Annotated in this window: 10 protein-coding genes; 3 read left to right on the top strand and 7 right to left on the bottom strand. The window is 73.5% G+C overall.

What is annotated here, in order from left to right:
* Nucleotides 1-29: 29 nt before the first annotated feature.
* Nucleotides 30-875, bottom strand: a complete 846-nt coding sequence (locus tag GA0070613_RS09150) for an aminopeptidase (protein WP_089011901.1) — start codon at nucleotides 873-875, stop codon at nucleotides 30-32.
* Nucleotides 876-1,216: 341 nt separating this feature from the next.
* On the opposite strand from GA0070613_RS09150, the gene GA0070613_RS09145 reads away from it, so the two are divergent.
* Nucleotides 1,217-1,882 (top strand): DUF402 domain-containing protein, encoded by a 666-nt coding sequence (locus tag GA0070613_RS09145; RefSeq protein ID WP_089011900.1) that lies wholly within the window; start codon nucleotides 1,217-1,219, stop codon nucleotides 1,880-1,882.
* 621 nt (nucleotides 1,883-2,503) lie between these two features.
* Here GA0070613_RS09145 and GA0070613_RS09140 read toward each other — a convergent pair.
* The 3 genes from GA0070613_RS09140 to GA0070613_RS09130 all read right to left on the bottom strand — a co-directional run bounded on the left by GA0070613_RS09140 (nucleotide 2,504) and on the right by GA0070613_RS09130 (nucleotide 6,326).
* Complete coding sequence (locus tag GA0070613_RS09140) at nucleotides 2,504-3,769, bottom strand: DUF11 domain-containing protein (protein WP_089011899.1); 1,266 nt, start codon at nucleotides 3,767-3,769, stop codon at nucleotides 2,504-2,506.
* Between the two features lie 344 nt (nucleotides 3,770-4,113).
* Complete coding sequence (locus tag GA0070613_RS09135) at nucleotides 4,114-6,012, bottom strand: cell wall-binding repeat-containing protein (protein WP_157746308.1); 1,899 nt, start codon at nucleotides 6,010-6,012, stop codon at nucleotides 4,114-4,116.
* A gap of 98 nt (nucleotides 6,013-6,110) precedes the next feature.
* Entirely contained in the window at nucleotides 6,111-6,326 is a 216-nt protein-coding gene (locus GA0070613_RS09130; protein WP_197699063.1) for a protein kinase family protein, read from the bottom strand.
* Nucleotides 6,327-6,505: 179 nt separating this feature from the next.
* On the opposite strand from GA0070613_RS09130, the gene GA0070613_RS09125 reads away from it, so the two are divergent.
* Entirely contained in the window at nucleotides 6,506-7,459 is a 954-nt protein-coding gene (locus GA0070613_RS09125; RefSeq protein ID WP_089015840.1) for an L-threonylcarbamoyladenylate synthase, read from the top strand.
* 7 nt (nucleotides 7,460-7,466) lie between these two features.
* On the opposite strand, the gene GA0070613_RS09120 is transcribed toward GA0070613_RS09125, so the two are convergent.
* Entirely contained in the window at nucleotides 7,467-7,922 is a 456-nt protein-coding gene (locus GA0070613_RS09120; RefSeq protein ID WP_089011897.1) for a GNAT family N-acetyltransferase, read from the bottom strand.
* A gap of 57 nt (nucleotides 7,923-7,979) precedes the next feature.
* Nucleotides 7,980-9,485 (bottom strand): serine/threonine-protein kinase, encoded by a 1,506-nt coding sequence (locus GA0070613_RS09115; protein WP_157746307.1) that lies wholly within the window; start codon nucleotides 9,483-9,485, stop codon nucleotides 7,980-7,982.
* Between the two features lie 219 nt (nucleotides 9,486-9,704).
* Between GA0070613_RS09115 and GA0070613_RS09110 the strand changes: the two genes are divergently transcribed.
* The gene (locus tag GA0070613_RS09110; RefSeq protein WP_089011895.1) at nucleotides 9,705-10,124 is read left to right on the top strand and encodes a CBS domain-containing protein; all 420 of its coding nucleotides are present in this window, start codon (nucleotides 9,705-9,707) and stop codon (nucleotides 10,122-10,124) included.
* A gap of 74 nt (nucleotides 10,125-10,198) precedes the next feature.
* Here GA0070613_RS09110 and GA0070613_RS09105 read toward each other — a convergent pair whose 3' ends face one another.
* Entirely contained in the window at nucleotides 10,199-14,788 is a 4,590-nt protein-coding gene (locus tag GA0070613_RS09105) for a cation-translocating P-type ATPase (protein ID WP_089011894.1), read from the bottom strand.
* Between the last annotated feature and the right edge of the window lie 44 nt (nucleotides 14,789-14,832).

Raw genomic sequence — 14,832 nt, 5'->3', positions numbered from 1 at the left:
CCGAGAGATCCACCTTGCCCAGCCTCAACCTATGAAGCGTCAGACTCGCGGGAGCTGCGCAATGCGCCGACGGCCACCAGTCCCGCGCCGGCGAGCGCGATTGCCGCCTCTATGGCCCACGACACCTGAGGGAAGCCTTCCGTTGACGTGCTCACCCTCACCCCTGGCTCCAGGAAGGCGCCGTCGGCAGGTTTGGCCATAACCCACCAGCCTGACCACTGCGCGGCGAGATCCGAGTAGGCGTGAGCCGCTACGAGTGACAGCAGGAACAACCCCACCGGGAGCAGCCAACGCCGGTCGGCCCGCCACCCTGACAGCGCGAGCGCCCCCATGGTCACCAGGCCAGCGAGCAGCGCCGGCCACACCGTCCCGAGCAGGTCGAGCAGCGGATAACGGCCGAACTCCCGCGCGAAGCTCAGCCCGAACCAGGCGAGTAGCAGCAGCGCGAGGACTGTGGTCGCCACACCCCGCCGCCTGCCGCGTGACGGTAACGCCAATACACCGGCCGCGAGACAGAGAACGCCAAGCGTCAGACCCAGCGCGGCGAGCCTTTCCCGGTCGATCATCTCCCGCCAACGCGCCAACATGGACGTCTTCGCTACCCCTTGGCCGTATGCCAGCCAGCCTGCTTCATCGACCTGTTCCTGGTACCAGAGCAGTCTCATCGCCGCGACCACGGCAAGTAGCCCGACACCGGCGGCGACGGCCCACCTCACGCGGCGCGCACCTCGATCCATCAGGACGTAGCCGAGCAGTGCGAGCAGCATGACTAGGCCGAACTGCAGCGCCGCGGCTGGCATGGCGAGCAGCGCCGCCGCAACCGAGAGCAGACCAGCCGCGACGGATGCAACGAGCAGGCCGAACGAAAGACGCATGGCCAAGATCGTGACACATGAGCCGGAAGTGCGCGTAGCCCCAAAATGTGGGGCGGGCCGGGATCGGCACTAATTTGTCGGATAGTCGAATGGCGAAATGGCCGCTGCCGGCCACCGACGCCGGCAGACAGCAGTCCTGATCTTTGCAAGGCAGGGGGCGGTGACCGTTCGTCCAGACGACAAAACCTCAGAGCGTTGCTATCCCTCAGGCGCAGGAGCTGTCATTGAACCTTGCCGTGCTTGCTGGCCCGAGGCTTAGGCGGTCTGCGGTGTGATGGCAGGCGTTCGAGTTGGCGAGTTTGGGGCAACGATTACCGGACCTTGGCGGGTATCGTGCTCGGATGATTTTTGAGCGGGGGCAGACGATCGTCCGCCGGCACCTGTATCCGGACGGCCGGGTCGGCTCGGTGCTGTGCGGGCGAGTGGTCAGCGACGACGAGCGCGGGCTGGCGCTGTGGATCGAGGCTGGCTCACAGGCCATGCGTCGGGTTGACGGCGCTGGCCAGTCGACGCGGAAGCTGTCGCTGCTCACGTCGCTGCGGATGACTACGATGCTCAGCCTGGATACGTGGCAGCCTTTCCGGACTCTGATGTTGATGCCGCCTGGGGCGGCGCACTCGGTTTGGTGGAGTTGGCGACCGGACGGCGACTTCGACGGCTGGTATGTCAACCTGGAGCGTCCGGTCACCCGGTGGGCTGGCGGGGTCGACGTCTACGACCAGGAGCTCGACCTTCTCGTCTATCCGGATGGTAGGTGGTCGTGGAAGGACGAGGACGCGTTCGCCGAGTACACCGGCGAGCCGGCGTTCTGGGATGAAGTCGAGGCCGCCGAGGTCCGGGCCGAGGGCGAACGACTGCTTGCCCTGGCCCGCGCCGGGGCCGCGCCCTTCGACGGCCAGTGGATGGACTTCCAGCCGGATCCGGCGTGGCGGCCGACGATGATGCCGCACTGGTGGGAGTTGCCGGCGGACGCGAGCTGCTGGGGTTCTGAGTACTTCCAGCCCTGAAAGCCACGATTCTCAAAGATCAACTAGTACAACGCCAGTACAGATGAGTGCCGCAGGAGCTGTGAAACGTCGAGAGGCGGTGACGGGTCCGGCGGAGGTCGGAGCGCCGATCGGTCCCTCTCCAGTCGGTCTGGGGCTCGCTTGCGGCTTAGGGGTTCAAGTCCCCTGTGCTCCACCAGCACAAACACCGGTTGACCACGGTCCCGAGTGCAGCAATCCGTACAGCCAAGCGCTCACCCCGTGCCCTCCCCGCCGAGCAGCCGGTCGATGGCCGAGGAAGCCTGACGAGCCCGCGCCGGTCGCTACGCGAGGAAGTCGCTCAGGGCGCCCTTCGTTCGCAGGCTGTTGAAGTCGTACGAGCGTGGGCGGACAAGCTGCTGGCCCAGCCGGCGGTTGGACACCGCGGGCTCCATCCCCACGGCCAGTGACGGCAACAGACTCGGACTCGACAGCACGGGCGTAGACAGCTACGGGCATGAGATCCGACCCGCCACCGCTTCGTGCAGCCGGTTCGCGACCGCCTCCGGGCCGTTGCCGAACGGATCCGGGCCTACGACGAGATCGGGCGGTCCGGCCGCGGAGGCCGGACCGCCCGGGTGTTACCGGTACGGCCGAAGATTGTCAGTTCACGCCCGCGTCCAGGGTGACCTGGTCACTCGTCGTCACGGTGAACCAGTCGGTGTAGCCGTAGTTGTTGTAACCACCGGTCTCGTTCCAGTGATAGATCAGGTCCGAGTCGACCGAGTCAATGAACTCGTGCGGGTCCTGCACGTAGAACTCCGCACGGTAGGTGCCCGGGCGGGCGTACGCGACGTAGGTGCCGTCGGGGTTGACGGTGACCGTGTAGCCGGGTTGGCCCGAGGTCTGCGGGATCAGCTCGATGTGGTCGATCCCGCCGTTGCCGACCGGGGCACCCCCCTCATTCGCGTCCCGTACGCCGTTGCGGTTGTTGTCCACCCAGACGGTGCCGCGCACGGTGGCGCCCTGCTCCACCGTGACGGTGTCCCGTGCCATGTTGTTGTCCAGGATGGTCTCCGTCGACGTTGTCGACGCGGTCGCCTCAAGCGTCACGATGTCGCCGACCGTGGTGTCGGTGAGGTCCGCGGCAAAGGTCAGCGGCTCGCTCGTCTGGCCCGGCTGCAGCGGGCCGTGGACGCAGCGCCAGCCGGTCCGGCCGTCGGCCACGCCGTTGCCGAACGCGCAGTCCCACCCCTCGTTGTAGGTTTCCCAGCCGCGCATGCCGGCCGGCACGGGGGTGGTGACGGTGACCTCGCCCGAGGGCGAATTCCCGGTGTTCCGGACCGACGTGACGAGCTGCGCCTGTTCGTTCGGGAGCAGTTGCTGGGTGGTGGCGGCGGGCACGAAGTCCAGATCCACCGTGCTGGGGATGTAGTGCACGGTCGCCTGGCCCGTGTTGTTGGTGAGCGACGACTCCATGCGGGTCGACGCCGTCGCTGTGATGGTCAGCGTGTCGCCGGCGGTACCAGCCGGGATCCCGAACGGGATGCTCAGCGTGTCGGCGACCTCCCCGGCGGCGAGCGGGGCGTAGCTGCAGGTCGCGGTGCCCAGCAGGTCGCAGTGCCAGCTCGGCGGGACCACGAACCCGTCGGTGAAGAACCAGGTGCCCGCCGGCAGCGTGAACGCCACGGTCACGTCCTGGCTGGCCTTCGTGCCGGAGTTGCGCAGGTCGAGGGTCAGGGTCGACGAGCCGCCCCCGGCTGGCACCTCGACGGGGTCGACGGAGGTCCCGACGACGAGGTCGGTCCGGGCGGGGGCGGCACCGGCCGGGGCGGCGGGCAGCAGGCCGGTGCCGAGCGCGGCCAGCGCACCGACCGCGAGGCTGCTACGGAGCAGGTGCTGGCGGGTGGAGCGGGAATGAACGGACATCAGATCCTAACGTCGGAGGGATCGGCCGGGCCCGGCGGCCCGGTCCTCGAGATCGTCGGCGTCCCCTGATGAAGCGCCATGGTATTGATCACCGTTACGTCGGCACCGGGCGAGCTGCTTGGCTGTGCAGCCATTCGTACCGGCAAGCCGGCTGGCGGACGTGGTCAAAGGCTGACGCGAGACGACAACACGAGCAGGCTGGCCCCCACGACTTGCCTGCGGCCTAGGGTTCGAGTCGCTGGCAGCCCACTCCACACCATGTCGGCAGCCTGCCCGCTCAATGTCTGATACGGGAAAGGGCCCGGCGATGGCGCCGGGCCCTTTCGTCCGTCCTCGGGACGTCCTTACTTCAGGTAGGTTCCGTTGGTGGCCATGGAGCTGCCCATCGGGCCGCTGATCCACTTGCCGAGCTCGGCCGCCTGCGGCTCGCTGACCACGGCCGCCGAGCCGAAGACGACGGCGGTGTCGATCGAGCCGCTGAGCAGGTCGGCGTACGTCTTTGCCTTCGGGTGCAGGGTGTCCTGGGTGCCGAAGGTCAGCATCAGCGGGCCGTTCAGTGTCGCCATCAGCGCACCGCCGGCGAGGGCGTCCGGCCAGTCCATCCCGGTGGCGAGACCGACCGTGCCGCCCCTGCCGAAGAAGTAGACGTTGACGGCGCTGGCGGTCTCGAAGCGGTCCTGCCCGGCGAAGTTGATGGTCGGGTACGGGTCGATCGCCGTGGCCGCCTGCTTGCCCACCGCGATGAGCTCGCTGCCGCCGATCTCGCGGGCGTCGAGGTAGGCCTTGATCGCGGGCGGCAGCTTGTCGTCGTTGGTCAGCACCACCACGGCCGAGGTGTCGGTGCCGGGCCGGTTGCGGGAACCGGCCGCGGCCCCGGCGGCCAGCGCGTCGGGGAAGTTCATCCCGGTCGCGACGAGGACCTGGTCCGGGGTCGAGTCGATCGCGTTGGCGATCGCGATCGAGGTGCCGAAGCGGTCGGCGCCGGCCAGCCGCACGACCTTGAAGCCGAGCCGAGCGACCGCGTCGCGCACGGTGTTGGACAGTGCGCCCTCGCTGCCGAGCAGGTAGACGGTGCCACCGGCCGGGAGCACCCGACGGATCTCGTCGGCGGTCTGCGGCTGCAGCGCGGTGGGCGGGGTCAGCAGCAGCGGACCCTTCTTCGCCGCGGCGAGCGCCGAGCCGCCGAGCGCGTCGGCGTACGTGTCGGAGCGGGACAGCACGACGGCGCCGGCCCGCGGCCGGACGTCGGCGGGGTCGTCGTACTTGCCCCAGTGCGCCTGGGACGCGGCCACCGCTGTGCCGAACCGGTCCTGGCCGGCGACCCGCACCGTCCGGTCCTGGGCCTGCGGCTGGTACGCCGGCACGCCGCTGAGTCCGTCGATGACGCGGATCAGGTCCTGCGTGCCGCCGATCCCGTAGGCGATGGCCACGACCGGGGTGCCGGAGCCCTCCACGGTCTGGGTGAACATGACGTACGTGCCGTCCGGCGAGAAGTGCGGGTCGTCGTGGCTCCCGCCGTTCGCAGTGATGCGGTTCTGGCTCCCGCTGTAGGGGTAGATGTTCCAGATGTCGCCGTCGCGGACGAACGCCACCCAGCGCCCGTCGGGCGAGATCGTCGGGTTGCTGGCGTTGGTGGTGATCGCCTCGAAGCGCCCGTCGGTGAGCATCCCGATCTCCGGAACGCCGGTCGGGTTGCCGGCGCCGTCGGTCTGCTGGCGCTGCACGACGACGTGACCGGCGTTGTCGCTGTCCGGGTTCGTGTAGTTCCAGCCGTCGTCCGGGTTGAGGGCGTCGGTCTGGATGCCGTTGAGATTGCTGGTGGACTCGATCCGCCAGGGCCGGCCCAGCGGCTTTGCCGCCCACATGACCTGATCGGTGCGCCCGATCCACTGCGGGTCGCGGCGTACCGTGTCGGTCTCGGGCCAGACCACCGTGTGGACGTCGTCCGGGTCGTCATAGCGCAGGGTGAGGATCGCGCCGTCCTGGTTGACGAAGGCGGCGCGGCTGCCGTCGGGTGACCAGGAGGCGTAGTTGATCTTTTCTCCGGTGGAGTTGGTGAGGACCCGCCCGTCGGAAAAGGTGATCGAGTCGCTGGCGTTGCTGGACGTCAGCCCAAAGGGGTTGGCGAAAACGCCGGTGGAGGCCAGGGCCGGGGCCGGGCCGACGGTGAACGTCACGGCAGCGGTGGCCAGGACCGACGCCATCGTCGCGGCGAGCGCTCGTCGGGGATGATGTCGGGGCACAGAGGATCTCCTCGCGAGAGGCAGTCAGGGGAGGCCGGGCCATGGCGGACGATCGCGTCCGCGGCACACCGCGGCAGGTGCACGATACGTGCTTGCGATCAACCCCGGAAGCCCTGGTAAGCGGGCCGATCGTACCGGCGTACCGCGTCGTCGAACTCGGCCATCGCCCCGCCTCTGCCGTGGGGCTTACGGGGGAACGCGCCGGTGGTGTCGATCCGCCGCGGCGCGGTGATGAACGCGGCGAGGTCGACGGCGGCGTGCCCCAGGTCGTTGATGGTGCCGTTGGCGTTCTCGCCCGGCAGCCACTCGCACACCGACCAGGCAAAGGGGTAGCCCTCGGCGGGCCGGTCACGGCGACCGCGGCCAGCGCCAGCGCGACCCGCCTCCCCATGCGGCGCGGGTAGATCGACCGGCGGGGCCTCCGCCGACCCGTGGCAGCGGGCGGACGGCGGCAGGCTAGCGTCGGGGCGTGACCACCGGATCCCCGCGCGTCCTGCCGGCCGACAGCGGCATCGCCGAAGCCGCCGCCGTCCTCCGTGCCGGAGGGCTGGTCGCCTTCCCCACCGAGACGGTCTACGGGCTGGGCGCGAACGCCCTGGACGCCCGGGCGGCGGCGCGGATCTTCGAGGCGAAGGCGCGGCCGAGCTTCGACCCGCTGATCACCCACCTGGCCGACGCGGCCGACCTGCCGGCACTGGTCGGCGCGGTGCCGCCAGTGGTCGCCGCGCTGGTCGAGCGCTTCTGGCCCGGCCCGCTCACCCTGATCGTGGACCGGCCGGCGGCGATCCCGCCGATCGTCACCTCGGGGCTGGACACCATGGCGGTCCGGGTGCCGGACGAGCCCGCCGCCCGCGCGCTGATCGCCGCCGCCGGCGTGCCGGTGGCCGCCCCCAGCGCCAACCGGTTCGGGCAGCTCAGCCCGACCCGGGCCGAGCACGTGGTGGCCGGACTGGGCGACGCCGTGGACGTGGTGCTCGACGGCGGCCCCACCCGGTGCGGCATCGAGTCGACCATCGTGGACGCGCGGGGCGACCGGCCGGTGGTGCTGCGGCTGGGCGCGCTGCCGGTGGAGGCGCTGGTCGAGGCGGTCGGGGAGGTCACCGTACGGCCGGGCAGCTCCGGCCGGCCGGTGGCGCCCGGGACCCTCGCGGCGCACTACGCCCCGCGTACGCCGCTGAAGTTCGGCGCGGCGGAGTCGGCGCCGGGCGGCGGCGGCCGGCGGGGTTTCCTCGCCTTCCGGGAAGCCCCCACGGCCGGTGGGTGGGCTGCGGTGGAGGTGCTCTCGCCGGAGGGCGACCTGACCGCGGCGGCCGCTCGGCTCTTCGACGCCCTGCACCGCTTGGACGCGGCCGGGGTGGCCGAGATCGTCGCCGAGCCGGTCCCCGACGTCGGAGTCGGCCGGGCGATCAACGACCGGCTGCGGCGGGCGGCCGCCACCTGGCACTGAGCCAGGATCAGAGCTCCAGCTCGCCGACCACCTGGTCGCCGCTCGTCTCGCCGGTGAGCCGGAAGCCGAGTCGCCGGTAGAAGAGCTCGGGGCCGTGCTCGCCCGGCACCCAGGTGGTTAACAGCCGGCTGCCGCCGCGCCGCCGGACCTCCCCGGCCAGCGACTCCACCGCGAACCGGCCGTACCCCTTCCCCTGCTGGGCGGCGTCGATGTTGAGCCGCCAGAGGCCGGAGCGGAGGTCGGTGGGGTCGTCGTCCCGCCACGGCACGTCGAAGAAGGCCATCAGGAAGCCGACCGGGTTGTCGCCGTCGACGATCAGGCGGGGCCAGGCGACGTCGGGCTGCACGTACGCCTCGGCGAGCGATCGCGCGACCGGCGCGACCAGGCCCGCCTGGTCGGGGCGGACCGCGATCGCACAGGCGGCGAGGACGTTGTCGGTGGTTATCGGTTCGAGGCGCGGCATCCGCGGCACGCTACCGGTCGACCCGCCACCCGCTCGACCGGTTTGCCCCGGCCCAGCTCACGGCAGTTCGGCGGCGATCCGGTCGACGTCGGCGGTCAGGTCGTCGTAGCCGGCCGCGGTCAGCTTGCCGCCCCGCAGCAGTTCGGCGAGTTTGTCACGCAGCTTCTTGATCTGCTCCTGGGCCTGGTCCACGTCGTCCTCGGCGAGCTCCTTGGCGATCGCGTCCACCTTGGCGTGCAGGTCCTTGGCCGCGTCCGGGCTCAGCTGGCCCGTGTCCACCTGTTCCTGGATCGACATGCGCATCGCCACGAGGGGATCCGCGGGTGGGGCCGGGCTCGGCGTCCGGCTGGCCGGCGGCCGGGTGGTGGGGGCGAGCGTCCGCAGCGTCGGGGTGGTCGGGGCGACGGTGACCGGCACGACCGGCGCGTCGGGTCGGCTCCCCGTGGCGGCCGGGGTGGGCGCCGCGGTGGGCCCGGCGACCGACGAGCCGGTGTCGCGGGCCAGCAGGGCCACCGTGGCCAGCGCCAGCGCGACGCCCAGCACGGCGACCACCGCCAGCACCAGGCCACGCCGGCGCCGCCGCGCCGGCCGGTCGCGGATGTCGCCGCCACCGGCCGCCGCGGCACCGGCCAGGGGCGGACCCACCCCGTCCGCGCCGGACCCGGGCGCGCGGGACGACCCCGCCGGTCCGGTCGGCGGCACCGCCCCCACCAGGGCCGGGGCGGCGGTCGCGGGGGAACCCACCGAAGGCAGCAGCGCCGCGAGCCGGTTCCGGACCGCACCGGCGTCGGCCGGCCGGTCGGCCGGGTCTTTCGCCAGCAGCTCCGACACCAGGGCGTCCAGTTCGGCCGGTACGTCCGGACGGCGGGTACGCAGCGGCGTGGGCGGTTCGTTGACGTGCTGGTGCAGGACACTCAGCGGGTCACCCGCGAAGGGCGGGGTGCCGGCCAGCATGGCGTAGAGGGTGCAGCCCAGGCCGCACAGGTCGGTGCGGAGATCCACCGGCCTGCCCAGCGCCTGTTCCGGTGCCATGTACGAGCTGGTGCCCAGCTTGGTCGCCGGGCCGGTGAGGGTGTTCTGGCCGGCCGTCCCGGGAAGGCGGGCGATGCCGAAATCGCAGATCTTCACCGTGCCGGACGGGGTGACGATCAAGTTGCCAGGCTTGACGTCCCGGTGCACCACCCCGACCGCGTGCGCGGCGGCGATCCCGTCGCAGGCCTGCGCGGCGATCGACAGCGCCTGCCCGATCGGGAGCGGGCCGTCGGCGATCAGCGCCGACACGCTCCGCCCCTCCACCAGCTCCATGACCAGGTAGGAGTCGTCCTCCTCGGTGCCGAAGTCGTACACCCCGACGATGTGGGGGTGGCTCAGCCGCGCCGCCGCGCGAGCCTCCCGGTCGAACCGTTCGGCGGCCATCGGCTCGTCGAGGCCGGCCGCGGTGAGCAACTTGATCGCCACCGGCCGGTCGAGTCGCAGGTCGCGTCCGCGCCACACCTCGCCCATGCCGCCGATGCCCAGCAGCTCCTCGGCCTGGTAGCGGCCATCCAGCAGACGTCTCAGCACCACGTTACTTTTTCCAGCCGCGGTCCCCGCTACACGGGGCGATCCGAACCGCGGTCTTCGGAGCGATCATCCGGATCTCCTCGTCGTGGACCATCCCCTCAAGCTAGTCAATGTGTCGCCCGGCGGCGGGCACCTGCGGGCATCGGCGGGTCGGCATGCCTGCGCCCGACGTGGGTAGGAGAACAGGCAACATCCCCCCGAAAGTGAGGTGTCAGGGTAATGCCGACCGCACGCGAGATCATGACCAGTGACGTGACCTGTGTCCGGGAGCAGGACGACCTCAGGTCCGCTGCCCGGCGGATGGCCGAGCTCGGCGTCGGCTCGCTGCCGATCTGTGGCGACGACAACCGGCTCAAGGGCATGCTGACCGACCGCGACATCGTGGTGAAGGTGCTCGCCGAGGGCCGCGACCCGGGCAGCGTGACCGCCGGCGAGCTGGCCCAGGGCGAGGCGGTGACCATCGGCGCGGACGACGACGCGGCGGAGATCCTGCGGACCATGGGCAAGCACAAGGTACGCCGGCTGCCGGTGATCGACGGGCACGAGCTCGTCGGGATCGTCGCCGTCGCCGACGTGGCCCGCTCGCTGCCGGAACGCCCGGTGGGTGACCTGATCGAGGCCATCTCCGAGCGCGGCTGACCGGCCCCGGACGACCCGTCGCCGCCCTCTCCGGCCCAGGCCGGGGAGGGCGGATCGGTGCGGCCGTGCGGCGGTCAGCGGTCCGACGCCGGCTCGTCGCCGTCGCCGTCGCCGGCCCGGGGGCGGACGCCGGGCTGCGGGAGGCGGTCGACCAGCCGGGTCAGCGCGCCGTTCGCGACGGTGGCGCCGAGCGCGGAGCCGGCGGCGATGGACCAGCCCACCGGACCGAGCGGGGTGCAGCCGAAGAACTGGCTGACTCCGGGCGTCTGCACCACGGCGACCAGCACGCCGATCGACGCGGCGGTGGACGCCAGCACGGCGGGGCTGGTCCCGCCGGCCAGCACCGTCTGGCCGAGCTGGGTGCCGACCAGGGAGGCGAGGGCGACAGTGCCGGCCCGCTGCCGCCGCCCGGTGTAGCGGGCCAACGTCCAGCCGGCGGTCGCGCCCAGCGTGGTGGCGGCGGCGCGGAGCGCGATCTCCCGGGTCATCGTCTCGCCCAGCGAGGTGTCCGGCCCCTCGCGCAGCAGGTCTTCGGCGCCGTCGGCGGCGGGCGGCCGGACCGCGATGGCCAGCGCCGGCGCCAGGTCGGTGAGCAGGTTGACCAGGAGCAGTTGCCGGCCGGTCAGCGCGGACCGGCCGGTCGACGCGGCGGTCAGCACGCTGAACCCGATCTCGCCCAGGTTGCCGCCGACCAGGATGCTCAGCGCGTGGCGGACCGAGGACCACATCGCCCGCCCCTCGACCAGGGTCGCGATGATGGTCTCCAGCCGGTCGTCGGTGACCACCAGGTCGGCCGCGGCGCGGGCCGCCGGCGTGCCCCGCTGGCCGAGGGCGATGCCCACGTCGGCCAGCCGGATCGCCGGCGCGTCGTTGGCGCCGTCCCCGGTCATCGCCACCGTCCGGCCGTGCCGCTGCAACGCCTGGATGATGCGTACCTTGTGGGCCGGGGTGCAGCGGGCAACCACGTCGGTGTTGGTGAGCCGGTCGGCCAGGGCCTTGTCGTCGAGCCGGTCCAGCTCGGTCGCGGTGACCACGCGCTGCTCGCCGTTGTCGGGACTGATGATCGACGCGATCGCCTCGGCGGTGGCCGGATGGTCCCCGGTGATCATGATGGTGTGCACGCCGGCCTGCCGGATCCGCTCCACGGCCGGCGCGGCGCTCTCCCGGACCCCGTCGGCGAGCGCCAGGAAGCCGACGAAGACCAGCCCCTCGACCTGCTCGTCGGTCACCGTCTCCGCGCCGACCGCGCACTCGCCGACGGCGAGGATCCGGTGACCGGCCGCTGCCCGTTCGGCGAGCATCCGGTGCAGCTCCGCCCGGCCCGCCTCGTCCAACGGCTCGTCCCCCGCGGCGGTACGCCGGGCCGCACAGCGCGGCAGCACCGTCTCGGGCGCGCCCTTCACGCTCAGCAGCAGCCGGCCCCCGGTCCGCCCGACCGTGGCGTGGTAGCCCCGGGACGGCTCGAACGGCAGCCCGCCCACCGCCTCCCACCCCGCCGCGCCATTCCGTTCCGTCACCCCGGCGGTGTCCGCGCCGCGGCGGACCGCCCGGTCGGTCTGCTGGGGCAGCTCGTCCGGGTCGGGGGCGGCGGGGGTGGCGCGCAGCGCCACGCCCAGCGTCAGCCGCAACGGCTCGTCCAGCCGGTCCGGCGGGGCGTACCGATCGCCGCCGTCGCCCACTCCGGCCAGCAGCAGCTTTCCCTCGGTGAGGGTGCCGGTCTTGTCGAAGCAGAGCACGTCCACCCGGCCCAGCGCCTCGATGGTGCGCGGGTTGCGGACCAGTGCGCCGTGCTCGGCGAGCCGGCGGGCCGCCGCCAGCTGCGCGGCGCTGACCAGGAACGGCAACCCCTCCGGCACCGAGGCGACGGCCAGGTTCGCGGCGGTCGCCGCCGTCTCCGCCAGCGGTACGCCCCGGAGCAGCCCCGCCCCGGCCACCGCGATCGCCGAGCTGGCGGCGAGTGGCACGGCGGCACTGGTGAGCCTGCCCAGCCGGGTCTCCACGCCGCTGGCCGGCGGCGCCTCGCGGGCCAGGGCGAGGCTGCGTCCCGCCTCGGTCTCCTCCCCGGTCGCCACGACCACGGCGGTGCCGTGCCCGGCGGCGACGGTGGTGCCCTCGTACAACATCGACCGCCGGTCGGCGACGGCGGCGGCCACCACCGGGTCCACGGTCTTGCCCACCGGCAGCGACTCCCCGGTCAGCGACGACTCGTCGGCCTCCAGCCCGTCGGCGTTGAGCACCCGGCAGTCGGCGGGGATCGCGTCGCCGGGGCCGACCGCGACCACGTCTCCCGGCACCAGCTCCTCCGCCGCGACCACCTGCTCCGCGCCGTCCCGGAGGACCCGCGCGGTCACCGCCGCGCGGGACAGCAGTTCGGCCAGGGAGCGTTCGGTGTTGCGCTGGTGCACCGCGCCGATCAGCGCCGACCCGCCGACCACCCCGCCGACCAGGGCGGCGTCGACCAGCGAGCCGAACGTGGCGGAGAGCACCGCCCCGGCGGCGAGCACCGGGGTGAGCGGGTTGGCCAGCTCGTCGACGAACGCCCGGAGCAGCCCGGACGGTCCGGCCGCCTCGCCGGTGACCCCGTTGCGCCGGCGGGCCGCCTCGGCCGAGCTGAGTCCGTCCGGGCCGGTGTCGAGCTGGCCCAGTACGGTCTCCACCGGCATCAGGTGCCAGGCGGTCACCGCCGGCACGGACCGGCGGGTCCGGTCCGGCAGCCGCCGGGCCCGCCACACGCCGTGCGCGAAGGCGAGCGCGGCGGCGCCGTTGACCGCGCCCAGGGTCCGGCCGGGGAGCTGCCGCGGGTCGGCGGTGAACGCGCCCAGCGCGCCGAGGCCGCTGCCGGCCATCGCGATCCGGATGTTCTGCCCGGTCATCCGGCGGGCCACCCCGGTCGCCTCGATCAGCAGCGCGGGGATCCGCAGGTCGGCGCCGACGAGCAGGTGGGCGCCCCACGGCGGGAGGTCGTCCGGGTCGGCCACGCCCAGGCCGCAGTCGGCGGCGCCGAGCGCGGAGCGGTCGCCGGAGACCAGCATGATCACCGCACCGTCGCGTTGCAGGGCGCGTACCGACTCGGTGAGCTGTGGGCCGCCGGGCAGCACGGCGTCGGCGAAGTCGTACCGGCCGTCGTCGTCACCGGCCACCACCAGCCGCAGTCCGGCCTGGCGGGTGGCGGTGGGGAGGGCGTCGACGCCAGGCGCCGGCGCGGGTTCCACCCGCAGCACCGCGGCGAGGGTGTGGCCGTCGGCGAGACCGAGCAGGGTGCCCCCGGCGTCGCGGAGCCGGCGGCTGTCCGGGGTGTCGCCGGGGTCGTCGGCGTCGATCCGGTCCAGTGGTCCGAGCCGCCACCCGTCGGCCTCCCGCAGCCCGTCGGGAGCCTCCGGGTCGAAGAGCGCGAAGGCCCGCGCGGCGACCTGACCGGTGTCCGCCCCGGGCAGCGGCGCCAGGTCGGCCAGCACGCCCCGGTCCGAGCCGAGCACCGCTGCGTCCAGCACCACCGTGTCGATCCGGTCGAGCTCCCGCAGCACGCTGCGGTCCATCACGATCACGCCGCGCCGGGCCAGCATCCGGCCGAGCTGGGCCGCATATCCTTCGCGGCCGTTCCCCGGGGCCTTGGGCAGCGCGGACAGCGCCAGCGCGGCGGCCCGCTTCGGGCCGGCCACCGGCACCGCGACCGCGCCGGCCGCGGCGCCGGCGGCGAGCGACCGGCTCACGTACCGCTCGGCCGGGCCCGGCGGCGCCGGGCAGGGGCGTCCGCCGGCGGGTACCCGGGCGACCGCCCGCTCCGGGTCGCCGGTCAGCCTCGGCTCGGCCTTCGACCAGGCGGCTTGCTGGGCGCGTGCCTCACCCCACTGCACCACCCGCTGCGCGCCGTCCAGGACGATCCCGGCCCAGCCTCCGGCGAGCCCCTGGGCGACCGCCTCGGCGAGCGGGAAGAGCAGCGCAGCGCGGGGGTCCGCGCGCAGTCCCCGGTCGGCGAGGGCGTGCAGTTTCGGGTGCAGGTCGACCGCGGTGAGGAAGCCGGCGACCTCGCCGGGGACCGGGGTGAACGGCACGATCCGGGTGGCCGCCGAGAGGGTCAGGCCGAGCGCGTCGGAGGCCAGCGCGCCGAGGGTGCGGGGAGTGCGCGGCCCCTCCTCGGGCGGTTGCGGCGGCCTGACCTCCGGGTCGGGCTCGTACGGGCAGACCCGCTCGGTCCGGGCGACCGTGGCGATCAGGTCGCGCAGCTTCGGCTTCGGCTCCTCGACGGCCACCACCACCCGGCCGGAGGGGGCGTTCACCCGGGCCCAGGCCACCCCGGGCATCAGCTCCAACGCCCGCTCGACCTGGCGGGCCAGCGGGTCTCCGCCGTCCTGGCAGACGCCGTGCACCTCGATGTGATGCCGGCCGTCCCAGGACCAGACCCGGCGGCGGGTCAGCCCGGCCGCCCGGCCCAGCCGGGCCGCGGCGGCGCCCACGCCGCGCGCGGTGCCGGCGGCCGCCTCCGGCACGGCCTTACCGCCGGGCACGGCCGAGGTGGCGGCCCGGGCCGCGTCCGGCAGGACCGACGCGACGCCGCGGGCCGCGTCCGGCACGGCGGCGGCGACGGTACGGACCGCGTGCGCGACGGCTTCCGGCACGCCGACCGGCGGCAGGAGCCGGCCGGCGACCCGGCCCAGCGACGTCATCGAGCGGTACGGCCGAGTCGCCGGCCCTGCTCCCCGGTGCCGCT

The organism is Micromonospora inositola (genome assembly GCF_900090285.1).
Lineage (GTDB): Bacteria > Actinomycetota > Actinomycetes > Mycobacteriales > Micromonosporaceae > Micromonospora > Micromonospora inositola.
This window is presented reverse-complemented; position numbering and strand designations above follow the sequence as displayed.